21 protein-coding genes are annotated in these 26,312 nt (G+C 60.5%); 8 read left to right on the top strand and 13 right to left on the bottom strand.

All coding sequences use genetic code 11. The annotated features are described in order from the left end of the window. Positions 1 to 2: 2 nt before the first annotated feature. The 5 genes from PL640_RS09550 to PL640_RS09530 form a co-directional block, all read right to left on the bottom strand. Positions 3 to 1,007 (bottom strand): ABC transporter permease, encoded by a 1,005-nt coding sequence (locus PL640_RS09550; RefSeq protein ID WP_271361661.1) that lies wholly within the window; start codon positions 1,005 to 1,007, stop codon positions 3 to 5. Next, positions 1,004 to 2,005 carry an ABC transporter permease gene (locus PL640_RS09545; protein ID WP_271361660.1) on the bottom strand — a complete coding sequence of 334 codons (1,002 nt, stop codon included), beginning with the start codon at positions 2,003 to 2,005 and terminating at the stop codon, positions 1,004 to 1,006. The genes PL640_RS09550 and PL640_RS09545 overlap by 4 nt, the downstream gene beginning before the upstream one ends. 13 nt (positions 2,006 to 2,018) lie before the next feature. Next, complete coding sequence (locus PL640_RS09540) at positions 2,019 to 3,551, bottom strand: sugar ABC transporter ATP-binding protein (RefSeq protein WP_271361659.1); 1,533 nt, start codon at positions 3,549 to 3,551, stop codon at positions 2,019 to 2,021. Between the two features lie 227 nt (positions 3,552 to 3,778). Then, positions 3,779 to 4,789 carry a rhamnose ABC transporter substrate-binding protein gene (gene rhaS / locus PL640_RS09535; protein WP_065118075.1) on the bottom strand — a complete coding sequence of 337 codons (1,011 nt, stop codon included), beginning with the start codon at positions 4,787 to 4,789 and terminating at the stop codon, positions 3,779 to 3,781. Positions 4,790 to 4,836: 47 nt separating this feature from the next. Beyond that, on the bottom strand, positions 4,837 to 5,667 hold the full coding sequence (locus tag PL640_RS09530; protein ID WP_065118076.1) for a DeoR/GlpR family DNA-binding transcription regulator: 831 nt from the start codon (positions 5,665 to 5,667) through the stop codon (positions 4,837 to 4,839). 200 nt (positions 5,668 to 5,867) lie between these two features. Here PL640_RS09530 and PL640_RS09525 point away from each other — a divergent pair, with 200 nt between their 5' ends. Together PL640_RS09525 and rhaI are read left to right on the top strand one after the other, a co-directional pair. Next, a complete protein-coding gene (locus PL640_RS09525; protein ID WP_271361657.1) occupies positions 5,868 to 7,964 on the top strand; it encodes a bifunctional rhamnulose-1-phosphate aldolase/short-chain dehydrogenase in 2,097 nt (698 codons plus the stop codon). A gap of 189 nt (positions 7,965 to 8,153) precedes the next feature. Next, on the top strand, positions 8,154 to 9,446 hold the full coding sequence (gene rhaI, locus PL640_RS09520) for an L-rhamnose catabolism isomerase (RefSeq protein WP_271361656.1): 1,293 nt from the start codon (positions 8,154 to 8,156) through the stop codon (positions 9,444 to 9,446). A gap of 161 nt (positions 9,447 to 9,607) precedes the next feature. Here the strand turns inward: rhaI and panB are convergent, their stop codons facing one another. The 8 genes from panB to PL640_RS09480 all read right to left on the bottom strand — a co-directional run bounded on the left by panB (position 9,608) and on the right by PL640_RS09480 (position 18,493). Next, the gene (gene panB / locus PL640_RS09515; RefSeq protein ID WP_271361654.1) at positions 9,608 to 10,447 is read right to left on the bottom strand and encodes a 3-methyl-2-oxobutanoate hydroxymethyltransferase; all 840 of its coding nucleotides are present in this window, start codon (positions 10,445 to 10,447) and stop codon (positions 9,608 to 9,610) included. After that, positions 10,444 to 11,322 carry a pantoate--beta-alanine ligase gene (gene panC, locus PL640_RS09510; protein ID WP_271361653.1) on the bottom strand — a complete coding sequence of 293 codons (879 nt, stop codon included), beginning with the start codon at positions 11,320 to 11,322 and terminating at the stop codon, positions 10,444 to 10,446. Before panC ends, panB begins: the two co-directional genes overlap by 4 nt. A gap of 141 nt (positions 11,323 to 11,463) precedes the next feature. Beyond that, the gene (locus PL640_RS09505; protein ID WP_271361651.1) at positions 11,464 to 12,240 is read right to left on the bottom strand and encodes an enoyl-CoA hydratase-related protein; all 777 of its coding nucleotides are present in this window, start codon (positions 12,238 to 12,240) and stop codon (positions 11,464 to 11,466) included. Then, positions 12,230 to 13,156, bottom strand: a complete 927-nt coding sequence (locus PL640_RS09500; protein WP_271361649.1) for a hydroxymethylglutaryl-CoA lyase — start codon at positions 13,154 to 13,156, stop codon at positions 12,230 to 12,232. The genes PL640_RS09505 and PL640_RS09500 overlap by 11 nt, the downstream gene beginning before the upstream one ends. Position 13,157: 1 nt before the next feature. Continuing rightward, positions 13,158 to 15,155, bottom strand: a complete 1,998-nt coding sequence (locus PL640_RS09495) for an acetyl-CoA carboxylase biotin carboxylase subunit (protein ID WP_271361648.1) — start codon at positions 15,153 to 15,155, stop codon at positions 13,158 to 13,160. Positions 15,156 to 15,162: 7 nt separating this feature from the next. Next, entirely contained in the window at positions 15,163 to 16,764 is a 1,602-nt protein-coding gene (locus PL640_RS09490) for a carboxyl transferase domain-containing protein (RefSeq protein ID WP_271361646.1), read from the bottom strand. Positions 16,765 to 16,771: 7 nt separating this feature from the next. Further along, positions 16,772 to 17,944, bottom strand: a complete 1,173-nt coding sequence (locus PL640_RS09485) for an isovaleryl-CoA dehydrogenase (RefSeq protein WP_271361645.1) — start codon at positions 17,942 to 17,944, stop codon at positions 16,772 to 16,774. A gap of 75 nt (positions 17,945 to 18,019) precedes the next feature. Beyond that, on the bottom strand, positions 18,020 to 18,493 hold the full coding sequence (locus PL640_RS09480; RefSeq protein WP_003524741.1) for an Lrp/AsnC family transcriptional regulator: 474 nt from the start codon (positions 18,491 to 18,493) through the stop codon (positions 18,020 to 18,022). Between the two features lie 183 nt (positions 18,494 to 18,676). Between PL640_RS09480 and PL640_RS09475 the strand changes: the two genes are divergently transcribed. The 6 genes from PL640_RS09475 to gpmI all read left to right on the top strand — a co-directional run bounded on the left by PL640_RS09475 (position 18,677) and on the right by gpmI (position 26,266). Then, positions 18,677 to 19,840 (top strand): acetyl-CoA C-acyltransferase, encoded by a 1,164-nt coding sequence (locus PL640_RS09475; protein WP_271361642.1) that lies wholly within the window; start codon positions 18,677 to 18,679, stop codon positions 19,838 to 19,840. Positions 19,841 to 19,852: 12 nt separating this feature from the next. Beyond that, positions 19,853 to 20,980 carry an acyl-CoA dehydrogenase family protein gene (locus PL640_RS09470; protein WP_271361641.1) on the top strand — a complete coding sequence of 376 codons (1,128 nt, stop codon included), beginning with the start codon at positions 19,853 to 19,855 and terminating at the stop codon, positions 20,978 to 20,980. Positions 20,981 to 21,024: 44 nt separating this feature from the next. Then, a complete protein-coding gene (locus PL640_RS09465) occupies positions 21,025 to 22,263 on the top strand; it encodes a 3-methyl-2-oxobutanoate dehydrogenase (2-methylpropanoyl-transferring) subunit alpha (protein WP_271361640.1) in 1,239 nt (412 codons plus the stop codon). Positions 22,264 to 22,266: 3 nt separating this feature from the next. Then, positions 22,267 to 23,280: an alpha-ketoacid dehydrogenase subunit beta gene (locus tag PL640_RS09460; RefSeq protein WP_153514590.1), complete on the top strand. Its 1,014-nt coding sequence runs from the start codon at positions 22,267 to 22,269 to the stop codon at positions 23,278 to 23,280. A gap of 2 nt (positions 23,281 to 23,282) precedes the next feature. Continuing rightward, entirely contained in the window at positions 23,283 to 24,539 is a 1,257-nt protein-coding gene (locus PL640_RS09455; protein WP_271361639.1) for a dihydrolipoamide acetyltransferase family protein, read from the top strand. Between the two features lie 209 nt (positions 24,540 to 24,748). Next, positions 24,749 to 26,266: a 2,3-bisphosphoglycerate-independent phosphoglycerate mutase gene (gene gpmI, locus PL640_RS09450; protein ID WP_271361638.1), complete on the top strand. Its 1,518-nt coding sequence runs from the start codon at positions 24,749 to 24,751 to the stop codon at positions 26,264 to 26,266. The last annotated feature ends 46 nt before the right edge of the window (positions 26,267 to 26,312 follow it).

Here is a 26,312-nt window from a genome sequence, read left to right as displayed (position 1 = left end):
GCTCAGCCTCTCATGGCTCTAAGGCGACGAACGACGATGGGGATGGCGATGGTGACGATCAGCAACAGGCCGACGAAGATCGACATGACGATACCAGGCACATTCAGCAGGCCAAGACCAAAGGTGACAAGGCCCATGACGAAGGCGGCGATGACGACGCCGGCAATGGTGCCCGAGCCGCCGAGAATGGAAACGCCGCCCAGCACCACCATGGTCACCACTTCAAGCTCCCAGCCCTGAGCGATCGACGGGCGGGTGGAGCCGAGACGGGAGGTGAGGCAGACGGCGGCGATGCCGCTCATCAGGCCGGTGAGCAGGAAGAGGATGAACTTCACCCGCTCGACGGGAATGCCGGAGAAGCGGGCGGCGAAGGGATTGGTGCCGATGACATAGACCTGCCGGCCGAAATTGGTGGCGTGCAGCAGAATGGCGAAGAGGACGGCCATGACGAGGAACAGCACGAATTCGAAGGATATGACGGAGATCACGTAACCCTGGCCGAAATAGGCGAAGTCGGCCGGATATTTGCCATAGGCCTGATCGCCCAGCACCATATAGGAGATGCCGCGAAACAGGCTCATCGTGCCGATGGTGACGACGATGGACGGAAGTTTCAGCCCGGCGACCAGAAAGCCGTTGAAAGCCCCGCACAAAAGCCCGGTGCCGATGCCGATGGCGACGAGGCCGGGCGTGCCGACGCCCATCTGCACCGCCGCACCCATGGCGGTGGAGGCAAGCGCGATGATGGCGGCGACGGACAGATCGATTTCACCGGCAATGATCAGCAGCGCCATGGCAAAGGCGATGATCGCCTTTTCGGTGAAGTTGAAGGTTGCGTCGGAGAGGTTCCAGGCATTGAGGAAATAGGGCGAAGCGAGCGAATTGGCGATGAAGATCAGGATCGCAACGCCAAGCAGCAGCACTTCCCAGCTGGCCATGACACGGCGCAGCGGCGTACCGAGCTTGTCCGGGATGATGCGGGGTGTCTGTGTCGGTTGCGAGGTCATGCTGCGGCCTCCTTGGCCTGATCGCTTGCCGCCCGGTCACGCAGGATGATGCGGCCTTTTCGCGCTTCGGCACGGGCGTTGAAGACGACGGCAAGCACGATCACCACGCCTGATATCGCCATCTGCGCGAAGGGCGAGATGCCGATGACGGGCAGCGCGTTCTTGATGACACCGAGGAACAGTGCGCCAAGCACGGCGCCGGCCACTGAGCCGATGCCACCGGCAATCGAGATGCCGCCGATCACATTGGCCGCCACACTGTCCAGTTCGAAACCGGCGGCGATATCGACATAGGCAACGGCATAACGCGAGACCCAGAGATAGCTGGCGAGACCGGCCAGAGCGCCTGACAGCACGAAGGCGAAGAAGCGCGTGCGGCCGACATCGATGCCCGCATAAACGGCTGCACTCGGATTACCGCCCGATGCATAGGCCGAGCGACCGAAGGAGGTGCGGCTGAGCACCAGCCAGGCACCGGCGATGATGAGGATCGCCACCCATGAAAGAACCGGCATGCCGAGGATTACAGTGCGCGGTACATTGAGGAAGGTCGGCGAAAGCTGGTGCGCATTCACCCAGCCGCCGCCCGACAGCACGAAGGCCATGCCGCGATAGATGGTGAGCGTGCCGAGCGTGACAACGATGGGCGGAATGCCGAGCCACCAGACCAGTACGCCGTTGAGCGAGCCGAGAAACGCACCGATGCCGACCGCCATGGCGATGAGAAGCGGCAGGGGAATACCCGGAAAGGCGGCATTGGTCATCGCCACCGCCATGCCGGTAAAGGCGAGATTGGCGGCGACGGAGAGATCAATGGATTTGGTGAGAATGACCGCCATCTGGCCAAGCGCCAGAATGATGAGGATGGACGTGTCGTTGAAGATATTGACGAGATTGCCGGGCCGGCTGAAACCGGGCGCGCGCAGCGCAAAACCGGCGATCATGACGATGATGATGCCCGCCAGCAGCCATTCGCGATTTTTGAGTAGACGTTGCATGTGGTTGCCCCTCTCAGGCATTGCCGGTGGCGGCGCGCACCAGCTTTTCCGGAGAAAAATCGGCGCGTTCGAACTGGCCCGCCATCAGGCCTTCGCGCATGACGATGGCACGGTCGGACATGCCGAGGATTTCGGGAAGTTCGGATGAAATCATGATGATGGAAAGCCCTTCCGCCGCAAGCTCGCTGATGAAGCCATGCACGGCGGCCTTGGAGCCGATATCGATGCCCTTGGTCGGCTCGTCGAGAATGATGACCTTGGGCTGGGTGGCGAGCCACTTGCCGATCACCACCTTCTGCTGGTTGCCACCCGAAAGCGTGCCAACAGGCACGGAGAGTGCGGCCGCGCGAAGGTCCAGCCGCGAGGCATATTTGCGCGCCAGCGCGAATTCATTGGCGGCGGCGAGAAACCCCTTGCGCGAGGTGCGCGTGAGAGAGGGCAGCGACATGTTCTGATAGATCGGCATGTCCAGCGCGAGCCCATGGCGGCCACGCTCTTCCGGCACATAAACGATGCCGGCGCGGATCGCGTCTTCCGGCGAACGAATGGTGAGCGGCTGGCCGTTCAGTGTCACCTCACCAGAGGCCGGCCGGGTGATGCCGAACAGCGACTGGCAAAGTTCGGAACGACCGGCGCCGATCAGCCCGTAAAGGCCGAGAATCTCGCCCTTGCGCAGATCGAATGAAATATCGCGGAATTCCGTCTGGTGCGAGTAATCGCGAACCGACAACACCGTTGGCCCCAGCGTGACGGCCTGCTTGGGGAAGGCGTTCGTCACGTCGCGACCGACCATCAGACGCACGATCTCATCCTGTGGCGTGGTGGCGAGTGTGCCGGCTCCGACCATTTTCCCGTCGCGGAACACGGCGTAATTCTCGGCGATTTCATAGACTTCATCGAACTTGTGGCTGATGAAGAGGATCGCCTTGCCCTGCCGTTTGAGGTTCTCGACGATGCGGAAGAGATCATCGATCTCCTTGCGGGAAAGCGCAGCCGTCGGTTCGTCCATGATCACGATGCGCGCCTCGACTGACAACGCACGGGCGATGGCCACCAGATGGCGCTGGGCGATCGAAAGATCTTTCAACCGGATGGTAGGGTCGATGGTGCTTTCGAGCTGTTCCAGCAGAATTCTGGCTCGCTCATTGATGGTCTTCCAGTCGATGAGGCCGAAACGGCCTTTTGGCGCATGGCCGAGGAAGATGTTTTCGCCGACCGAGAGCTCGTCGAACAGCACGGTTTCCTGATGAATGGCGGTGACGCCGGCATCGATGGCATCTTGCGCACCGTGAAAGGTCACAGCCTTGCCATCCAGCAGGATTTCGCCTTCGTTCGGGCGGTAGATGCCGGTGAGGATTTTGACGAGCGTGGATTTGCCCGCGCCGTTCTCACCGATCAGTGCGGTGACCTTGCCGGGATAAAGCGCGATATCGACGCCATCCAGCGCTTTTACGCCGGGGAATATCTGGCTGATGCCGCGCATTTCCAGAATGGGCGTGGCGCTCGAAGCCTCTGTCATGTTGATGGTTTGGGTTTCAGCACGCATTATCAGGTCTTACCGGTCGGTTTTGAGTGAAGTGATCGGGGCCACCCCCCTCTGCCCTGCCGGGCATCTCCCCCACAAGGAGGGAGATCGGCCAGAAGAAAACGCTCGCTCACTCGCAACGTTGGAGATGGCCGAGAGGCCGCCGCATATCGATCTCCCCCCTTGTGGGGGAGATGCCCGGCAGGGCAGAGGGGGGTGCCCTCCACGCCCTGCCGTCACTTCTCAGATCAGAAAATCTTCGAGAACTGATCGATATTCTTCGCGTCATAAATGAACGGATCAGCCATCGCCGCTTCGCTGTTTTCGCCAACCTTGATCTTGCCCATGCGGCCGGCTTCGATTTCCGAGCCCGGCTTGCCATCGGCTTCGCCCTTCACAAGGCGATAGGCGATCTGGGTGGCGGAGTAACCGAGGTCGATCGGGTTCCAGATGGCGAATTCTTTGGTGGCGCCTGATTTGATGGCGCCGGCCATTTCTGACGGCAGGCCAAGGCCGGTCACGAAGACCTGACCGATCTTGCCGGCATCCTTCACGGCCTGAGAGGCGGCGAGAACGCCAACTGTCGTCGGTGCTACGATGACCTTCACATTCGGCTGCGAGGAGAGCAGACCCTGCGCTTCGCGGTAGCTCTTGTCGGCAAGGTCGTCACCGTAAACGGTCGTGACGAGGTTGAGGCCGGGGAAATCCTTCAGCTGTTTCTTCATCTCATCGATCCAGATATTCTGGTTCGTGGAGGTGGTGGTGGCCGAAAGAATGGCGAAGTCGCCCTTGCCGCCTTCCAGATGCGATGCGGCGAGTTGCAGGCACATCTTGCCGATCAGCGCGTTGGAAGAGGGATTAAGCTGGAGAATGCGGCCCTCGGGCGCCACGCCGGAATCCCAGGAAATGACCTTGATGCCGCGCTGTGCCGCCTTTTTCAGCGCCGGAACAACGGCGTCGGGGTCGTTGGCGGAAATGGCGATGGCATCGACGCCCTGCGCGATCAGCGAATTGATGACTTCGATCTGGCCTTCCGCCGTGGTGCTGGTCGGACCGGTATAGATGATCTCGACGCCGCCGAGATCCTTTGCCGCTTCCTGCGCGCCCTTGTTGGCGGCTTCGAAAAAGCCGTTGCCGAGTGACTTGACCACCAGCGCGATCTTGACGTCTGCCGCTTGGGCAACGCTGCCAAGCCCCGCGACGGAGAGCGCCGCGCTGAGTGCCAGAACGCTGGTCAATGTTCTGCGTGTAAGTTTCATGTCCCTTTTCCTCCCGTTTTAAACCTTGTTTTTCCCTCCAGCGCTCCTCAAGCGACTGAAGAAGAATTCTCCTCATCCGGCGGACCGGCGGTTTTTCCCGCTGCCACCGCGCCGGCGATCAGCAATTCGACGCCGGCATCTTCCACCATCCTTGCCGCTTCGTCCGAAATCCCGTCATCGGTGATGATGGTCGTGACATTTTCGAGCGGGCATAAAATCAGGCTGGATCGTTTTCTGAATTTCGAGGAATCGACCATTACGATCAGTTCTTCCGCCTGCCGCATCAGCTTCTGTTCGCTCTGGATGACCAGCGCGTCGGACTCCATGATGCCAAGCGCGCCCACGCCCTGCGCGCCGAGAAAAATCCGTCGCGCATAAAAATTGCGGATCGCGTCGTTCTCGAAAGGCGACAGGATAAGGCTCTGGTCGCGATAGATCGCGCCGCCCGGCACGCTGACACTGCATTTGGAATGCTTGACCAGATGCTCGGCAATCGCGAAGGAATTGGTCATCACCTGCAGGCGGCGTGCCGCCATGTAATGCACCATCTGGAATGTCGTCGTGCCGCCATTCAGGATGATCGCGTCGCCATCATTGCAGAGATCGACCGCCTTGCGCGCAATTGCGCGTTTCTTGTCGATATTGACCGATTCGGACACGCGGAAGGGACGTGCGGCGAGATTGCCGAGCTGCGGCGGATGCACCGCTTCCGCTCCGCCGCGCACGCGCCGCAACTTGCCCTGAACGTGCAAAGACGCGATATCCCGGCGGATCGTCGCTTCCGACGCATCCGTGAGTTCAGCAATATCCTGCACCGTCACGACAGCTTTTTCCTGCGTGGCGCTCAAGATGATGCGATGGCGTTCGCGTTCGTGCATGGGGTCCTCCTGACCGTGATTATTCGCAATCTCTTTACGTTGTCAATCAAGAACGATCAAATTAATCAATATCGCGCTGCAACATGAAAATTTATGATCGTTTTTGATTGACATTGTGCTTTTGGATGCGCGATACCTGCCATCAAAGGAGGCGGGCCGATATCGGCTCCGCGAATGCAGACAGATATTGGGAGGAAGACATGACGGGAACATCCCGCCTTCTCGAAAGCCGTTGGGACGACGCTTACGCCAGGACGCTCGATGAGCCCGGCAAGCTGCTTTATCGCTCCAATCTGCTGGGTGCGGACAAGCGCATCACCAATTACGGCGGCGGCAACACCTCCGCGAAGGTGCTGGAAACCGATCCGCTGACCGGTGAAAAGGTCCGCGTCATGTGGGTCAAAGGTTCCGGCGGTGATGTCGGCACCATCAAGCTCGATGGTTTTTCGACGCTTTATCTCGATAAGCTGGAAGCGCTGAAGGGCATTTATAAGGGCGTCGAAGACGAGGACCGCATGGTCGGATTCCTGCCGCATTGCACCTTCAATCTCAACCCGCGCGCCGCCTCCATCGACACGCCGCTGCATGGTTTCGTGCCTTACGATCATGTCGATCACATGCATCCGGATGCGATCATCGCGATTGCCGCTTCGAAGAATTCAAAAGAACTGACGCAGCAGATCTTTGGCGATGACATCGGCTGGCTGCCCTGGCGTCGTCCGGGTTTCCAGCTCGGTCTTGATCTCGAAGCCTTCGTCAAGGCCAATCCCAAGGCCAAGGGCGTGGTGCTGGAAAGCCACGGCCTGTTCACCTGGGATAATGACGCCAAGGCATGCTATGAACTGACGCTCGCCATCATTAACAAGGCGATCGAGTGGTTTGCGGGAAAGACCGAAGGCAAGGTGATCTTCGGCGGTGCCGTGGCCAAAAGCCTACCGGTTGCTGAACGCCGCGCCATCGCCGCCCGGCTGATGCCGGAAATCCGTGGCCGCATTGGCCGCGAGGAGCGCAAGCTTGGCCATTTTGACGATCAGGACGCAGTTCTCGAATTCGTCAATTCCAGGGAATTGAAGCCACTCGGAAATCTCGGTACATCCTGCCCCGATCACTTCCTGCGCACGAAAATCCGCCCGCTGATCCTTGAGCTCGATACCGCGAACCCAGATGTGGATGCGCTGACGGCGGCTCTGGACAAAGCGCTTGAGGCTTACCGCGCCGATTACAGCCGTTATTACGAGGCTTGCCGCCACGACAATTCGCCCAAGATGCGCGATCCGAACCCGGTGATCTTCCTCATCCCCGGCGTCGGCATGCTGTCTTTCGCCAAGGACAAGGCTACCGCCCGCATTGCCGGCGAATTTTACGTCAATGCCATCAATGTCATGCGCGGCGCGTCCACCGTGTCCGAATATCAGGGCCTGCCCGAGCAGGAAGCCTTCGATATCGAATATTGGCTGCTGGAAGAAGCAAAGCTGCAGCGCATGCCGAAGCCGAAAAGTCTTGCCGGCCGCGTGGCCTTCGTCACAGGCGGCGCCGGCGGCATTGGCCGGGCAACGGCGGAACGGCTGGCGGGCGAGGGTGCCTGCGTGGTTCTGGCCGATATTGACGAGACGGCGCTGGAAGCCGCCAAAGGCGATTTCGTCAAGCGTTACAGCGCCGACGCGGTGCGTACCGTCAAGCTAGATGTGACGCAGGAAGACGCGGTCATTTCGGCCTTTGCGCAAGCGAGCGTGGAATTCGGCGGCGTGGATATTCTCGTTTCCAACGCCGGCATTGCCTCTTCCGCACCCGTGGAAGATACGACGCTTGCCATGTGGAACAAGAATATCGACATTCTCGCCACGGGTTATTTCCTCGTCTCGCGAGAAGCATTCCGGCTGCTGCGGCGTCAGAATCTCGGCGGCAACGTCGTGTTCGTCGCCTCCAAGAATGGCCTTGCCTCTTCACCCAATGCGTCGGCCTATTGCACGGCGAAGGCCGCGGAAATCCATCTGGCCCGTTGCCTTGCGCTCGAGGGCGCGGAAGCGGGCATTCGCGTCAACACCGTCAATCCCGATGCCGTGTTGCGTGGCTCGAAAATCTGGAATGGTGAGTGGCGTGAGCAGCGCGCGGCTTCATCCAAGATCGAGGTGACCGATCTGGAGGAACATTACCGCAAGCGCTCGATGCTGAAGCTCAACGTCTTCCCGGAAGACATCGCCGAGGCGATCTATTTCCTGGCGTCCGACGCTTCCGCCAAGTCCACCGGCAACATCATCAATGTTGATGCCGGCAATGCGCAGAGTTTTACGCGGTAAGGCGTTTGGCGCGTTCTTATTTCCGTCATTCCGGCCTTGAGCCGGAATCCAGCCAGCCCAAGTCCTTGGGCTGAAGGAACTTATCCCGCCGCGCAGACGTGCGTCGACTGGATACCGGCTCAAGGCCGGTATGACGGAGATGAGGTCGATAAGCTAAGCATGCACTGGACCGATTCCCGGGAGGAAAAGATGACTGAGACGAAACTCGCCGCCGATGTGATCGCGGCTGAAAACGAAAAGCGCTCCGGCGCACAGAAAGACGACTATCAGGCGCTGGGTAACCAGCTTGCGCGCCGTAACATCGATATCGATGCCGTTACGGCCAAGGTGGCGGAGTTTTTCGTCGCCGTGCCCTCCTGGGGCGTTGGCACCGGCGGCACCCGTTTTGCCCGCTTTCCGGGCACGGGGGAGCCGCGCGGCATTTTCGACAAGCTGGATGATTGCGCCGTCATCAACCAGCTGACGCGCGCTACACCAAACGTCTCCCTGCATATTCCGTGGGACAAGGAAGACCCGAAGCGGCTGAAGGCCCATGCCGATGCGCTGGGTCTCGGTTTCGACGCCATGAATTCCAACACGTTTTCGGATGCGCCCGGCCAAAGCCATTCCTACAAATACGGTTCGCTCAGCCACACGGACGCCGCCACGCGCCGGCAGGCCGTCGAGCACAACATAGAGTGCATTGAGATCGGCAATGCCATCGGCTCCAAGGCGCTGACGGTGTGGGTGGGCGACGGCTCCAATTTCCCCGGCCAGAGTAATTTCACCAGAAGTTTCGAGCGCTATCTTGCCGGCATGGCCGATATCTACAAGGCGCTGCCGGATGACTGGCGCATTTTCTCCGAACACAAGATGTACGAGCCGGCCTTCTATTCCACCGTCGTGCAGGACTGGGGCACCAATTACCTCATAGCCAATACGCTCGGCGAAAAGGCCTTCTGCCTCGTCGATCTCGGCCACCATGCGCCGAACACCAATATCGAAATGATCGTCGCCCGGCTCATCCAGTTCGGCAAGCTCGGCGGTTTCCACTTCAACGACAGCAAATATGGCGATGACGATCTGGATGCCGGTTCAATAGAACCTTATCGCCTGTTCCTCGTGTTCAACGAGCTGGTGGACGCGGAATATCGCGGCGTGAAAGGTTTCCATCCGGCCCACATGATCGACCAGTCGCATAATGTGACGGACCCGATCGAAAGCCTGATCTCCAGCGCCAATGAAATCCGCCGCGCCTATGCGCAGGCACTGCTGGTGGATCGCGTGGCTCTCGACGGCTATCAGCAGGAAAATGATGCGCTGCTGGCTTCTGATACGCTGAAACGGGCTTATCGCACCGATGTAGAGCCCATCCTCGCGCAGGCCCGGCAATTGGCTGGGGGTGCAATCGACCCCATCGCGACCTATCGGGCGAGCGGTTATCGCAAGCGGGTGGCGGCGGAACGGCCGGCTTCGATTGGTGGCAGCGGTGGTATTGTGTAGAGGCGTTTTTTTTTGGGGAGGGGACGTCCCCAACACCCATCACCCCGGACTTGATCCGGGGTCCAGCGCGATCAAGTCCTTGATCGCAAGAGACTCTTCTCACAGCGCAGACGCGCCGTGGCTGGATGCCGGATCAAGTCCGGCATGACGGAAATATGGTGCTACTTCTCCGAAGGCGATTGCCGGCGCACCTGAAACGTATGCTCAGGCCCCGGAAATGCCCCTGAGCGAACTTCGTCGGCATAAGCAGCCGTTGCTTCCGTAACCGCCGCACCAAGATCAGCAAAACGTTTGACGAATTTCGGTTTGAAATCGGAAAACAGGCCAAGCATGTCGTCGGAGACGAGCACCTGCCCGTCGCAGGCCGGTGATGCGCCGATACCGATGGTGGGGACGGAAAGTTTCTCGGTCAGCTCGCGGGCAAGCGGCTCGACGGTGCCTTCCACGACGATGGCGAAGGCGCCCGCCTGATCGACCGCAATCGCATCACGCCAGATCTTTTGCGTTTCCGCATCGGAATGGCCGAGCGAGCGGAAGCCGCCCGCGGTGTGGACAAGCTGCGGCATCAGGCCGACATGGCCAAAGACAGGAATGCCACGGGCCACCAGAAAGGCGATTGTCTCCGCCATTTCCTCGCCGCCTTCCAGCTTCACGCCGTCGCAGCCGGTTTCCTGCATCAGCCGCACCGCGTTGCGGAAGGCCTGTTCCTTCGATTCCTGATAGGTGCCGAAGGGAAGATCGACGATGACGCAGGCTCGGTTGACGCCGCGCATGACGGCGCGGCCGTGTGCGATCATCATATCCAGCGTCACGCCAACCGTCGTGTCCATGCCGTAAAGCACCATGCCGAGGGAATCGCCCACCAGCAGCAGGTCGCAATGCGGATCGAGCAGGCGGGCAATCGGCGTCGTATAGGCGGTGAGGCAGACGATGCGTGCTTCACCTTTCATCTGCCGGATGGAGGCTGTCGTCAGCCGCTTCAGTTTTCCATGGGTGCTCATTGGGCAGCCTCTCTTTTTTCAGTTCTGTCGCGGCCGATGACGCGGGTGTCGAGAAGGCGCGTGCTACCGAAGCGCACGAACAGCGCCACCAGCACAGGCCCCGACTGCACGGAGGTAACCGGCGCCAGCGTATCGGGATCGCGCACCGCAACAACCTCCGGCGAAGCCAGTGGTTCAGAGGCGATAAATTTTTCTATCGCCGCTTCCAGGGCGGCCGGATCGTCGAGACCCTGGTCATAAAGCCGGTTAGCCTCTTCAAGCGCGCGCGGCACGATTACGGCGGCAGCGCGTTGCTCGGGGGTCAGATAGACATTGCGTGAGGAGCAGGCGAGACCATCCGCTTCACGCACCGTCGCGACCGGCACGACCCGCACCGGTTGGGCAAGGTCTTCCACCATGCGGCGGATCAGCGTCACCTGCTGATAGTCCTTCTCACCGAAATAGGCGGCATCCGGCTGGACGAGGTTAAAGAGCTTGGTCACGACGGTGGTGACGCCGGCAAAATGCCCCGGCCGCACCGCGCCTTCCAGCTGGCTGCCCAGTTCCGGCACATCCACGACGGTCGACATCGGGCGCGGATACATCTCCGTTACATCGGGTGCGAAAAGAATATCGATGCCCGCCTCTTCCAGCAGCGCGCTGTCGCGGGCGAGGTCACGCGGGTAACGCGCCAGATCCTCATTCGCACCAAATTGCAGCGGGTTGACGAAGATGGAAACCACCGTCACGTCGTTTTCTGCCTTGGCTTGCGCAACGAGGGTGAGGTGGCCGATATGGAGAAAACCCATGGTCGGCACAAAGCCGACAGTCTTGCCCTCGCGGCGAAAGGCGGCAATCGCATCCCGCAATTCTGCGACGGTTTTTACAAGGCGCATGGGGTCTCCTCCGGCTGCCCGATCACCATCCGGCGAAAGGTGCTGGATAGAACGCGATTTGCTGAACGGGGTCAACGCGGCTGCGGGCATTATATCGATTAACGCCTCAAGAGGTGACGACTACAGTGAAAGTGCTGCGGTTCAGGATGTTCCCGCCCATATAGGCGGCCGCTTTTCCGCAAAAGCCTGCCGCCCTTCGCGCGCCTCATCGCTGCCGCTGAGGGTGGCGATGGTACTTTCGGCAAAGGCCAGCCGTTCATCGGACGGCATGTCGCGCATCGCCAGCAAGGCTGCCTTTCCGGCTGCGATGGCGCCCGGCGCATTCTGTCGCAGCTTTGCAAGAACATCCTCGATCAAGCGATCGAGTTCAGCCGCAGGCGCGGTGCGATTGACGAGGCCTAGGAGTGTTGCCTTCGCAGCGTTGACCGGCTGGCCGAGATAGGCCATTTCCTGAAGCCCGCCCAAGGGCATTTTCGTCAGAAGCTTTGCCGCCACCATGGCCGGGAAAAGTCCGACCCGCACTTCCGGCAGACCAAATTCCGCATGATCGGCGGCATAGGCAAGATCGCAGGCGGCAACGAGGCCTAGCCCGCCAGCCAAGACCCGGCCGTTGATGCGGGCAATGACGGGTTTTTCGCATCGCTCGATGGCGCGCATCACATCGGCGATGGGGTTTGTTCCATCGCGCGAAAGGAACATGCCACCGGCGCTTTCCTTGAGATCGGCTCCCGAACAGAAACTGCGATCTCCCGCCGCCGTTATCACCACGGCGCGCAGATCGCGGTCACCGGATGCAGCGCGGATGACATCCGTGAGCGCATCGGTCATGGCGGCATTGAGGGCGTTGTGCACCTCCGGCCGGTTGAGTGTCAGCCACAGAACATCCTTGCGTGTGTCACGCAACAACTCATCCGCCATGCAGGTCCCCCTCCTGTTTTACGGCAAGCAGCGCTTTTCCGGCGCGGGCCGCGTTCGGCCTGCCGAGATACCGGCTGATCCGGTCTCCGATTTTCGCCACGGCCATCAGGTCGATACCGGTTTTGATGCCAAGTCCCTGCAGTAGATAAACGACATCTTCGGTGGCGACATTGCCGCTCGCTCCTGGCGCAAAGGGGCAGCCACCCAGCCCGGCAACGGAACTGTCGAAAACGGCGATGCCTTCCTCAAGCGAGGCCAGCACATTGGCCACGCCCTGCCCATAGGTGTCATGGAAATGCATGGCGATTTTTTCACGCGGGATGCGGGTCGATACATGCTCGATGAGGTTGCGGATTTGGCCAGCTGTGCCGACGCCGATCGTATCGCCGAGCGAAATTTCGTAACACCCCATGGCGACAAGCGCATCGGCCATCGCCGCCACCTCATCGGGCGCAACCGCGCCGTCATAGGGGCAGCCGGCAATGCAGGAAACGTAACCGCGCATGCGGATATTCTGGCTGGTCGCTACCTGCGCGACATCGTATAGTCGCTCAAGGCTTTCCGAACGCGAACAGCCAATATTGTGCTGGCTGAAGCCTTCGGATGCGGAGACGAAAACGGCGATTTCCGTCACGCCGGCTTCAATGGCCGCCTCGAAACCTTTCATATTTGGAACGAGCGCCGGATAGGCTGTGCCGTGCCGCTGTCTTAGACCCTGAAACACCGCCGTCGAACCCGCCATCTGCGGAACTCTCTTGGGTGAAACGAAAGCGCCAGCCTCGACCGCCGGCAGGCCTGCTGCGGCGAGCCGCTCGATCAGTTCGATCTTGATGGCGACGGGAACTTCGGTGCTTTCGTTCTGCAGGCCGTCACGCGCGCCCACCTCGACGATTTTGACGGTTTCAGGCCAGCTCATGTCACGCGCCCTCCGGCTCGAAATCCACCAGCACCGCACCGGCTGCCACCATATCGCCTTCGGCGCAGTTGATGGCGGCAACGATACCTCTCGCCGGGGCACGGATCGTGTGCTCCATTTTCATCGCCTCCATCACCACCAGTGCCTCGCCGGCTTCGACGAGCGCACCTTTCTGGCTGAGCAAAGCACGGATAACGCCCGGCATGGGCGCCTCCAGACCACCGGTGTGGGTGGTGGCGTCGGCTATATCGACGGGGTCCGGCTGGCTGATGCGATAATGCTCGCCGTCCAGAAAAAGCGTATGGCCGCTGTCTTCGGCAAAGAAATAGCCCCGCCTCTGCCTGCCATCGATGACCGCACGCAGCTTGCCATTCTCCGCGAGATTGCCGCCGATGCGGATCGTCCCGCCGTCAATCTCCATTGAAAACCCGTCCTCCTCATGGGTAACGGCAACTGTGCGCGGCTGATGGTCGAGAGTGAAATACAGGGTTTCCCGCGTCGGTGCATTCAGGCGGAAAGCGCTGGTGCTGTTCCATGGGCTATAGGGATCGGCCGATGACAGAGAACTCGTCTTGGCCATTTTCTGTCGGGAAAGAAGAAGGCCAAGCGCGGCTACAGCGATCTCGCTCTCGCCGATGGCTGCGGGGGCGAATAGTGCCGCCTCGTTGCGGGCGATGAAGCCGGTATCGAGATCGGCCGCCGCGAAACTCTCGAGCCTCGCAAGCCGCGCCAGAAAGGCGACATTGCTGGTGACGCCACAGATCGCCAGTTTTTCCAGCGCCAGCCGCAGCCGCCGCACGGCAGAAGGGCGATCATGATCCCAGACGATCAGCTTGGCGATCATCGGATCGTAATGCACGGTGATGGCATCGCCGGCGCGGATACCGCTGTCGATCCTGAGATGCGGGCCCTCATCGGGAAAAACGAGATGGCTGACCGTGCCAATCGACGGCAGGAAATCATGCGCCGGGTCTTCGGCATAAATCCGCGCCTCGATGGCATGGCCGTTGATGCGGAGATCGGACCAGCCTTCCGGCAGGGTCTCGCCGTTGGCGACGCGGATCTGCCATTCGACCAGATCGAGACCGGTAATATATTCCGTCACCGGATGCTCGACCTGAAGCCTGGTGTTCATTTCCATGAAGTAGAAGTCGCCCGAGGGGTCGAGCAGAAACTCCACGGTTCCGGCCCCGCGATAAGCGATGGCGCGGGCGGCGGCGGTTGCCGCATCATACATGCGTTGCCGCAAGGCATCGGGCAGGCCGGGGGCGGGGGCTTCTTCTATCACCTTCTGGTGCCGGCGCTGGATCGAGCAGTCGCGTTCGAACAGCGAAAAACATTTGCCATGGCTATCGGCAAAGACCTGCACTTCCACATGCCGTGGCCGTTCCAGGTATTTTTCGATCAGCATGCGGTCATTGCCGAAAGCGGCAAGCGCTTCGCGTTTCGCGCCGGCAAGCTCCGGGGCGAAGTCGCGCTTTTGCCTGACAACGCGCATGCCCTTGCCACCGCCGCCAGCCGAGGCTTTGAGCAGTACCGGATAACCGATCTTGTCCGCCTCGCTTGCCAGCCGTTTTTCGGACTGTTCGTCACCGTGATAACCTGGAACGACAGGAACACCCGCCTCCGTCATCAGCGCCTTCGCCTCGCTTTTTCCGCCCATGGCGCGGATCGCCTGCGGCGGTGGGCCGATGAAAATGAGGCCGGCTGCGGCACAGGCTTCAGCGAACGCGGCATTTTCAGAGAGAAAGCCGTAACCCGGATGGATCGCCTCCACGCCGGTTGTTTTTGCCGCCGCGATGATTTTTTCCGCATCGAGATAGGAGGCGCGCGCCGGTGCGGGGCCGATGCCGATGGCCTCATCGGCCAGCGCCACATGCATGGCGTTTCGGTCGGCATCCGAATAGACTGCCACGGTGCGGATGCCCATGCGGTTGGCGGTGCGGATGATGCGGCAGGCGATTTCGCCCCTGTTGGCGATCAGTATTTTCGAGAACATCGTCGCCTCACATCCTGAATATGCCAAAACGGGTGGGTTCTATCGGTGCGTTAAGCGCGGCCGACAGTCCGAGGCCAAGTACGAGGCGGGTATCCTTCGGATCGATGATGCCGTCGTCCCATAGCCTTGCACTGGCATAATAGGGATGGCCTTCCCGTTCGTATTTTTCCCGGATCGGCTGCTTGAACGCCTCTTCGCCTTCCTTCGACCAGTGGCGGCCATCGGCCTCGATGCCGTCGCGGCGGATTTGCGCCAGAACGGACGCCGCCTGTTCGCCGCCCATCACGGAAATGCGGGCATTCGGCCACATCCACAAAAAGCGTGGCGAATAGGCCCGCCCGCACATGCCGTAATTACCGGCCCCGAAGGAGCCGCCGATGATGACGGTGAATTTCGGCACTTTGGCTGAAGCGACGGCGGTTACGAGCTTTGCGCCATCCTTGGCGATACCACCGGCTTCATAGGCCTTGCCGACCATGAAGCCGGTGATGTTTTGCAGGAAAACAAGCGGGATGCCGCGCTGGCAGCAGAGTTCGATGAAATGCGCGCCCTTCAGCGCCGATTCCGAAAAAAGGATACCGTTATTGGCGATGATGCCAACGGGATAGCCATGGATATGGGCGAAACCACAAACCAGCGTCGTGCCATAAAGCGCCTTGAACTCGTCAAATTCGGAACCATCCACCAGTCGGGCAATGATCTCGCGCACCTCGAAGGGTTTTCGCGTGTCGGCGGGAACGATGCCGTAAAGCTCGTCGGGCGGGTAAAGTGGTTCTGCCGGTTCGCGGATATCCAGCTCCACCTGTTTGCGGCGGTTGAGGGTGGAGACGATCCGCCGGGTCAGCGCCAGCGCATGGCGGTCATCGTGGGCATAATGATCGGTGACGCCGGATTGGCGGGAATGCACATCCGCGCCGCCGAGGTCCTCCGCACTTACCACCTCGCCGGTCGCCGCTTTCACCAGCGGCGGGCCGCCGAGAAAGATCGTGCCCTGATTTTTGACGATGACGGACTGGTCGCTCATGGCAGGCACATAGGCCCCGCCCGCCGTGCAACTGCCCATCACCACGGCGATCTGGGCGATACCCTGCGCCGACATAGTGGCCTGATTGTAGAAGATGCGGCCGAAATGATCGCGGTCGGGAAACACCTCGTCCTGATTGGGCAGGTTCGCGCCGCCGGAATCCACGAGGTAGATGCAGGGCAGGCGGTTCTCAGTGGCAATTTCCTGCGCGCGCAGATGTTTCTTCACTGTCAGCGGATAATAAGTGCCGCCCTTCACCGTCGCGTCATTGGCAACGATCACGCATTCCCGGCCCGAGACCCGGCCGATGCCGGTAACGATGCCGGCGGCGGGAACGGGTTCTTCATAGACCTCGTAAGCTGCAAATTGCGACAATTCCAGAAACGGGCTGCCGGGATCGAGAAGGGCTTCGATGCGATCGCGCGCCAGCAATTTGCCGCGGGAAAGATGCCGTTCGCGGGCCTTTTCGCCGCCGCCTCTGGAGATTTTTTCGACGTGTCGGCGCAGGTCATCGACCAGGCCCGACATGAAATCGACGTTGGCAGCGAAGGTGGGGTCGCGGCTTAGACTGGATGCAAGCTTCATCGCGTTCTCACCCGTTACCCTTGACCAGTTCGCGGCCGATCAGCATCCGGCGAATTTCGCTGGTGCCAGCGCCGATCTCGTAAAGCTTGGCGTCGCGCAGCAGCCGTCCGGCCGGGCTTTCATTGACATAGCCGGAACCGCCGAGAAGCTGGATGGCATCCAGCGCCACCTGTGTCGCCCGCTCGGCGGCAAAGAGGATTGCGCCAGCGGCGTCCTGCCTTGTGATGCGGCCATTGTCGCAGGCCCGGGCCACGGCATAGACATAGGCACGGGAGGCATTCATGGACGAGTAGATATCGGCGAGCTTGCCCTGCACCAGCTGGAATTCACCGATGGGTTTGCCGAATTGCTTGCGCTCGCGGGCATAGGGCAGCACCAGATCGATTGCCGCCTGCATGATACCGACGGGGCCGGCGGAAAGCACGGCGCGCTCGTAATCCAGCCCGCTCATCAGCACCGTCACGCCGTCATTGAGGCGGCCGAGAATGTTTTCTTCCGGCACCTCGCAATCCTCGAACACCAGTTCTGACGTGGGTGAGCCGCGCATGCCGAGCTTGTCGAGTTTCTGGGCCGGGCGAAACCCCTTGAAGCCTTTTTCGATCAGGAAAGCGGTGATGCCGCGCGGGCCGGCGGACATATCCGTCTTGGCGTAAACCACCAGCGTATCGGCCTCGTGACCATTGGTGATCCACATTTTTGCGCCGTTCAGCACATAGCGGTCACCCCTGCGTTCCGCCTTCAGCCGCATGGAGACGACATCCGAACCGGCTTCCGTCTCGCTCATGGCGAGAGAACCGACATGTTCACCGGAGACGAGTTTCGGCAGATATCTGTGCTTCTGCTCTTGCGTTCCCCAGCGGTGGATCTGGTTGATGCAGAGGTTGGAATGGGCGCCATAGGAAAGGCCGATGGAAGCCGAAGCCCGGCTTATCTCCTCCATCGCCACGCAATGGGCGAGATAACCCATGTCAGCGCCGCCGAACTCTTCCGAAACGGTAATGCCGTGCAGGCCGAGCTCACCCATCTCCGGCCAGAGCTTGCGTGGAAAACGGTCGTCGCGGTCGATCTCCGCCGCCAGCGGAGCGATTTTATCATCTGCGAATGCACTTGCGCTGTCGCGCAATGCTGCGATTTCCGGGCCGAGATCGGCATCGAAAATGGCGGCGAGGTTCAAACTCATCGCGTCTCCTCCTCCGGACGGCAGGCCGTCCCTCTTTTCAGCAGCCGGCACCTCCTCCGCGCCGGCAGCCCTTGATTACGGCGTGTCACCCCCGGTGAAGGCGGCGGAACGGCGCACGAATGTCTTGATGGCGAAATTGGACTGGATGCGCGACACGCCGGGAACCGTGGTCAGGAAATCCAGTAGCTCCTGATAATGCGGCAAATCCCGCACCATGGCGTGGATCAGGTAATCGGAACTGCCGCTGGTCTGATAACCGCCCACGACTTCGGGGATAGAAGCGACATGGTGTTCGAAGGTCGTCAGCGCTTCCTTGATCTGCCGTTCCAGCGTGACGGAGATGAAGACGCCCATATTGCCGAGCAGCCGGTTCTCATCGAACACGGCGGTATAGCCACGAATGATGCCTTCCTCTTCCAGCTTGCGTACACGGCGCAGCGTTGGCGTGAAGGAAAGACCGATGCGGGCCGCCAGATCGCGCCAGCTTACCCGCCCGTCATCACCGAGCACATGCAGAATCTTGCGGTCGAAACTGTCGAGCTCAATCATGGATCATTTGCTCTATGATATGACTAATTGTTGGATCAAAGATATCGTCAATCAAAAAACTGTCAATCAAAATAGCTTTGAAATGAATTCGAGTTGGTGATAGCGTTCATGTCATTCGAGGTCTGGAGGAGATCGCGATGACGGTCGTTTTCTCAAGCGAGAGAATGCCCAAGGGAGGTGAATTTGGCTGTGCATGACCCTGTCGTGATCGTCGGGGCCGCCCGTACTGCTATGGGTGGGTTCCAGGGCGAATTCAAATCGGTGGCTGCGTCCGATCTTGGGGCCGCGGCGATCCGTGCGGCTGTCGAACGGGCCGCTGTTCCGGTTTCTGATATTGATGATGTGCTGATGGGCTGTGTGCTCACGGCCGGGCAGGGGCAGGCGCCCGCCAGACAGGCAGCCATTGCCGCCGGCATTCCCAATTCGATTGGCGCAACGACCATCAACAAGATGTGCGGCTCGGGCATGAAGGCGATCATGCTGGGCCATGACCAGATCGCGGCGGGAAGCTCTTCCATCGTGCTTGCGGGCGGCATGGAAAGCATGAGCAATGCGCCCTATCTGCTGGATCGCGCCCGAAATGGCTATCGTCTCGGCCACGGCAAGGTCATCGACCATATGTTTCTCGACGGTCTCGAGGATGCTTATGACAAGGGCCGGCTGATGGGCACTTTCGCGGAAGATTGCGCTGAAACCTATCAATTTACCCGCGCCATGCAGGATGACTATGCGCTTGCCTCGCTGGAGCGGGCGCGTCGCGCCATAGCGGAGGGAGCTTTTGAAGCGGAAATCACGCCTGTCGGCGATGTTGCCGTGGACGAGCAGCCGGGCAAGGCAAGGCCGGAGAAAATCCCGCAGCTGAAGCCCGCCTTTCGCGATGGCGGAACGGTGACGGCGGCCAATTCCAGTTCTATCTCCGATGGTGCGGCCGCTCTCGTTCTCATGCGTCGCTCCGAAGCGGAAAGGCGGGGTCTTTCACCACTGGCGACCATCATCGGTCAGGCCTCCCATGCGGATGCCCCTGCCGGATATCCAACGGCTCCCATCGGCGCGATGAAAAAGCTGTTCGATAAAACCGGCTGGACGGCGAGGGATGTCGATCTCTTCGAAATCAACGAGGCCTTTGCCGTGGTGGCGATGGCGGCAATGCGCGATCTCGATCTGCCGCATGACAAGGTGAATGTGCATGGCGGGGCGTGTGCGCTCGGTCATCCGATCGGCGCTTCCGGCGCGAGGATCGTTGTCACCCTGCTGGCGGCCCTGCAGCGTCACGGGCTGAAGCGCGGCGTGGCCGCAGTCTGCATTGGCGGCGGTGAAGCAACCGCGCTCGGCATTGAGCGGCATTAAGGGGAGGCGGCGATGATCCTGAACGAAGCCCAGCAGCAGATCAGGGACATGGCCCGCGATTTCGCCCGCGAGCGGCTGGCCCCAGGGGCTGCTTCGCGTGACCGGGAAAGCCGGTTCCCGAAAGACGAACTGAAGGAAATGGGAGACCTCGGTTTCCTCGGCATGCTGGTTTCGGAGGATTATGGCGGGTCGGAAACCGGTGCCGTCGCTTATGCTTTGGCGCTGGAGGAAATTGCTGCCGGTGACGGGGCCTGTTCCACCATCATGAGCGTCCATAATTCGGTTGGCTGCGTGCCGATCCTGAAATTCGGCACGGAAGACCAGAAACAGCGTTTCCTGCCGAAACTCGCTTCCGGCGAATGGATCGGCGGTTTTGCGCTGACCGAACCGCAGGCCGGTTCAGATGCTTCCAACCTGAAGACCCGCGCCCGGCGAGATGGCGACCGCTATATTCTTGATGGTGCAAAACAGTTCATAACGTCAGGCAAGAATGGTGATGTCGTCATCGTCTTCGCCGTCACCGATGCGGCGGCGGGCAAGAAGGGCATCACCGCCTTCATCGTGCCGACGGATACGCCGGGTTACGAGGTGATAAGGGTCGAAGAAAAGCTCGGCCTGCATTCGTCCGATACCTGCCAAATCGCCTTCACCGAGATGGCGGTCCCCGTCGAATTGCGGCTGGGCGAAGAGGGGCAGGGTTATCGCATCGCGCTTGCCAATCTGGAGGGTGGCCGCATCGGCATCGCTGCACAGGCGGTCGGCATGGCGCAGGCGGCCTTCGAGGCGGCGCGGGATTATGCCCGCGAGCGCAAGGCCTTCGGGCAGGCAATCGTGGAGCACCAGGCGGTGGCGTTCCGGCTGGCGGATATGGCAACGCGGATTACGGCGGCGCGGCAGCTGGTGCTGCATGCGGCGGCGTTGAAGGAGGCGGGAGAGCCCTGTCTTTCGGAGGCCTCGATGGCCAAGCTCTTCGCGTCCGAAATGGCCGAACGCGTCTGCTCGGACGCCATCCAGATTCACGGCGGTTACGGTTACATGGCGGATTATCCGGTGGAGCGGATTTATCGCGATGTGCGAATTTGCCAGATTTACGAGGGGACAAGCGATGTCCAGCGCATGGTGATCGCAAGAAACCTTTGAGGATTGTTTCGCGGTCTGGAGGAGACCGTGACGGGAGGAGTAGAATGGATATATCAGAAACGCCACATCTCAGCCTGCATGTTCCAGAGCCTGCGGTGCGGCCCGGCGGGGAGCCGGATTTCTCCAATGTGAAGATACCCAAGGCCGGCACTGTGCCGCGCCCGGATGTGGATGCAGCGCCGGAGAGCATGCGCGATCTCGCCTATTCGATCATCCGCGTTCTCAATCATCAGGGTGAAGCCGTTGGGCCGTGGGCCGGGCTGCTTTCGGACGAGGAATTGCTGGTCGGTCTCAAAAACATGATGCGGCTTCGGGCTTTCGATGCGCGCATGCTGATGGCGCAGCGACAGGGCAAGACTTCCTTTTACATGCAGCATCTGGGGGAGGAGGCGGTCAGTTGCGCCTTCCGCAAGGCGCTTTCCAAAGGCGACATGAATTTCCCGACCTACCGGCAGGCCGGGCTGCTGATCGCCGATGACTATCCGCTCGTCACCATGATGAACCAGATTTATTCCAACGAGCTCGACCCGCTGCACGGGCGGCAATTGCCGGTGCTCTATTCCTCGAAGGAGCACGGTTTCTTTACCGTATCAGGCAACCTCGCCACACAATATGTGCAGGCGGTTGGCTGGGCGATGGCCTCGGCCATCAAGGGCGATACGAAGATCGCGGCTGCGTGGATCGGCGACGGTTCGACGGCGGAGTCGGATTTTCATTCCGCGCTGGTCTTTGCCTCCACCTACAAGGCCCCGGTCATCCTCAATATCGTCAACAATCAATGGGCCATTTCCACCTTTCAGGGCATTGCGCGCGGCGGGTCCGGCACATTTGCGGCGCGCGGGCTGGGCTTCGGCATTCCAGCACTTCGGGTCGATGGCAATGACTATCTCGCGGTTTATGCCGTGGCGCGCTGGGCCGTGGAGCGGGCGCGCCGCAATCTCGGCCCGACGCTGATCGAATATGTCACCTATCGTGTCGGCGCCCATTCCACCTCGGATGATCCTAGTGCTTACCGGCCAAAGACCGAATCCGAAGCCTGGCCGCTCGGCGATCCGGTTCTCCGCCTCAAGAAACATCTCACCCTGCGCGGCGTCTGGTCGGATGAACGGCACCGGCAGGCAGAGGCGGAAATCGCCGACGAAGTGCTTGAAGCGCAACGCGAGGCGGAAAGCCACGGCACGCTGCATGAAGGCAAAAAACCGCCGAAAAAGGATATTTTCGAAGGTATTTACGAGGAGATGCCGCCGCATCTCGCCCGCCAGCGCCAGAAGGCAGGATGGTAAGACATGGCAAGAATGACGATGATTGAAGCCGTCCGCAGCGCCATGGATGTGTCCATGGAGCGCAGCGACGATGTCGTGGTGTTCGGCGAAGACGTGGGTTATTTCGGCGGCGTCTTCCGCGCCACGCAGGGGTTGCAGGGAAAATACGGCAAGACCCGCTGTTTCGATGCGCCGATCAGCGAATCCGGCATTGTCGGCACCGCCATCGGCATGGCCGCTTACGGATTGCGACCCTGTGTCGAAATCCAGTTCGCCGATTACATGTATCCCGCCTATGACCAGATCACCCAGGAAGCGGCGCGCATTCGTTATCGCTCCAATGGCGATTTCACCTGCCCGATCGTGCTCAGAATGCCGACCGGGGGCGGCATTTTTGGTGGGCAGACGCATAGCCAGAGCCCGGAGGCGCTTTTCACCCATGTCTGCGGGCTGAAGGTGGTTGTTCCCTCCAACCCTTATGATGCCAAGGGGCTGTTGATCGCCTCGATCGAAGACCCCGACCCCGTGATGTTTCTGGAGCCGAAGCGGCTCTATAACGGTCCCTTCGACGGGCACCACGACCGGCCGGTCACCCCGTGGTCCAAGCACGATATGGGCGAGGTGCCGGAAGGGCACTACACCATCCCCATCGGTAAAGCCGAAATCCGCCGCCCCGGAAACGCTGTCACCGTCATCGCTTATGGCACCATGGTGCATGTGGCGCTGGCGGCAGCGGAAGAAACCGGTGTGGATGCCGAGATCATCGATCTGCGCAGCCTGCTGCCGCTTGATCTCGATAGTATCGTCAAATCCGTCTCCAAGACCGGCCGCTGTGTCATGGTGCATGAGGCGACGCTGACCTCCGGTTTCGGCGCAGAGGTGGTGTCGCTGGTGCAGGAACATTGTTTCTATCATCTGGAAGCTCCCGTCGTCCGCGTCGCGGGCTGGGATACGCCTTATCCCCATGCGCAGGAGTGGGACTATTTTCCGGGACCTGCCCGCGTCGGGCGCGCCCTTGTCGAAGTCATGGAGGCCTGATTATGGCGGAATATACCATTACAATGCCCGATGTCGGCGAAGGCGTCGCTGAAGCCGAACTGGTAGAATGGAACGTCAAGCCGGGTGATCCGGTGCATGAGGACATGGTGCTGGCCGCCGTGATGACTGACAAGGCAACGGTCGAAATTCCGTCGCCGGTGGCGGGCATCGTAACCTGGCTGGCCGTGACGGTCGGAAATACCGTGCCGGTGAAAGCACCGCTCGTCCGCATCGAAACCGATGTCTCTGCCGCTGCTCCCGAGGTCAACGCGCCGGAAGCCGAGGCGCCGGCGGATATGACGGAAGCACCGCCAACCGTTGAAACCCAGCCGGCTGCGCGTCCCGCCGAGGATTCGCCGCCGCCGCCGCCTCCAGCCGAACCACATCACAAACCGCTGGCGTCTCCCGCCGTTCGCCAGCGTGCCGACGATCTTGATATTGATCTCACAAAGGTCAAGGGAACCGGGCCGGACGGGCATATCACCCATGCCGATCTTGATGGGTTCTTAACCGTGCGGGAAAGGCCGGAACGCCCCGAGCCGGCAGCGGCCCACGATAGCGCCGTCGAGGAAGTGAAGGTGACGGGGCTGCGGCGCAAGATTGCCGAGAAGATGGTGCTCTCCGCTTTCCGTATTCCGCACATTACCTATGTCGAGGAAATCGACGTGACGGATCTCGAAGATTTGCGTGCGACCATGAACGGCAATCGTCGTTCCGGACAGCCGAAACTGACGATCCTGCCGTTTCTGATGCGCGCTCTGGTGAAAGCCGTGGCTGACCATCCTGGCATGAATGCCACTTTCGATGATGAGAACGGTGTCGTCCGCCATTACGAAGCCGTCCATATGGGCATTGCCACGCAGACACCGTCCGGCCTCACCGTCCCGGTCGTGCGCCACACCGAAACGCTCGGCCTTTGGCAATGCGCAGACGAGGTCTCACGCGTTGCCGAAGCCGCCCGGACCGGCACGGCGCATCGAGAGGAACTGATGGGCTCCACCATCACCATAAGTTCGCTCGGAGCCTTGGGTGGTGTCGTCTCGACGCCCATCATCAACCATCCGGAGGTGGCGATCATCGGCGTCAACAAGATCATGACGCGTCCGGTGTGGGACGGGACGCGTTTCGTGCCACGCAAGATGATGAACCTGTCGTCCAGCTTCGATCACCGGGTGGTCGATGGCTGGGATGCCGCCGTCTTCATCCAGGCCGTCAAGGCGCTCCTGGAAAAGCCGGCGCTGTTATTCATCGACGGTTGAGGTTTCATCCAAAAGCTTTTTTCCGTGAAGCACTCCGGCTTCACGGAACTGTTTCGGTGTCGGTATAGGCTTGCGTTCGTGATCTTCGGGTATAGAAGAGAAGAACGAGAAGCATGTTTTCTCATCATGATCATAGTGGCGGACGGGGGCGCTCCGGTGCCCGGCGATCCGCTGTCCGCCGGCAACCGAATGAAGAAGAAGGTCCTCCCATGCGCACTCCCAAACCCGTTGTCCTGACTATTCTCGATGGCTGGGGGCTGAGTGAGGATAAATCCAGCAACGCGCCAGTGCTGGCGAACACGCCCACCATGGATCGACTTTTCGCCACCTGCCCGAATGCGACGCTGACCACTTTCGGCCCGAATGTCGGCCTGCCCACCGGCCAGATGGGTAATTCCGAAGTCGGCCACACCAATATCGGCGCCGGCCGCATTGTTGCGATGGATCTCGGCCAGATCGATCTGGCGATCGAGGATGGCAGCTTTTTCCGCAATGCGGCGATGCTTGATTTCGCCGCCACGGTAAAGGCGGCCGGCGGCGTGGCGCATCTGATGTGCGTCGTTTCTGATGGCGGCGTCCATGGCCATATTCTCCACGGCCAGGCGGCGGTGAAGCTCATGATCAGCCATGGTCTGAAAGTCGTCGTGCATGCCATCACCGATGGCCGCGATGTCGCGCCGCAATCGGCGGAAGATTTTGTTGCGGCGCTGGTGGCGAGCCTGCCGCAAGGCGCCAGCATCGGCACCGTGATCGGCCGTTATTATGCGATGGATCGTGACAATCGCTGGGAGCGCGTTGAAAAGGCCTATGACGCCATGGTTCTCGGCAAGGGCGAACATGCGCCTGATGCGGTAAGCGCGGTCGCGCAGAGCTATAGGAACGATGTGACGGATGAATTCATCCTGCCGACGGTGATCAATGGTTATGAGGGTTTCAAGGCCGGCGATGGGTTGTTCTGCCTGAACTTCCGCGCTGACCGTGCCCGTGAAATCCTGCTTGCCATCGGTGCGGATGACTTTGATGGTTTCGCGCGTGAAAAGCCCAGGCTTTCGGCATTGCTTGGCATGGTGGAATATTCCACCCGGCACGCTGCTTTCATGACGACGGCCTATCCGAAGCGCGATATTGCCAATACGCTGGGCGCATGGGTGGCAAAACAGGGGCTCACGCAGTTCCGTCTCGCCGAAACCGAAAAATATCCGCATGTCACCTTCTTCCTGAATGGTGGCAAGGAAGAGCCGGAGGTGGGCGAAGACCGCTTCATGCCGAAATCCCCCAAGGTTGCGACGTATGATCTGCAGCCGGAAATGAGCGCGCCGGAAGTGACGGAGAAATTCGTCGAGGCGATCGGCAAGGGCTATGATCTTATCGTCACAAATTACGCCAATCCGGACATGGTTGGTCATACCGGGGATCTGCAGGCTGCTATCAAGGCTTGCGAAGCCGTGGATCGCGGGCTTGCTGCTGTCGTTGCCGCTCTCGAGAAAGTCGGTGGCGCCATGCTGGTAATCGCTGACCACGGCAATTGTGAAACCATGGTCGACCCCGTGACCGGCGGCCCGCACACGGCGCATACCACCAATCCGGTGCCGGTGATCCTGTTTGGCGGCCCGCAGGGTGCAAAGCTGCATGACGGCATTCTCGCCGATGTTGCGCCCACCTTGCTGCAACTGATGAACGTGCAACTGCCCCCGGAAATGACGGGCAAGAGCCTGATCGACCTGTAATAAGGTCTTGGCGCGGGTGTTTTGTCACCCGCGCTGTCCATTCTTA

This window comes from Agrobacterium sp. ST15.16.024 (genome assembly GCF_027956545.1).
In the GTDB taxonomy this organism is placed as follows: Bacteria; Pseudomonadota; Alphaproteobacteria; order Rhizobiales; family Rhizobiaceae; genus Agrobacterium; species Agrobacterium cucumeris.
This window is presented reverse-complemented; position numbering and strand designations above follow the sequence as displayed.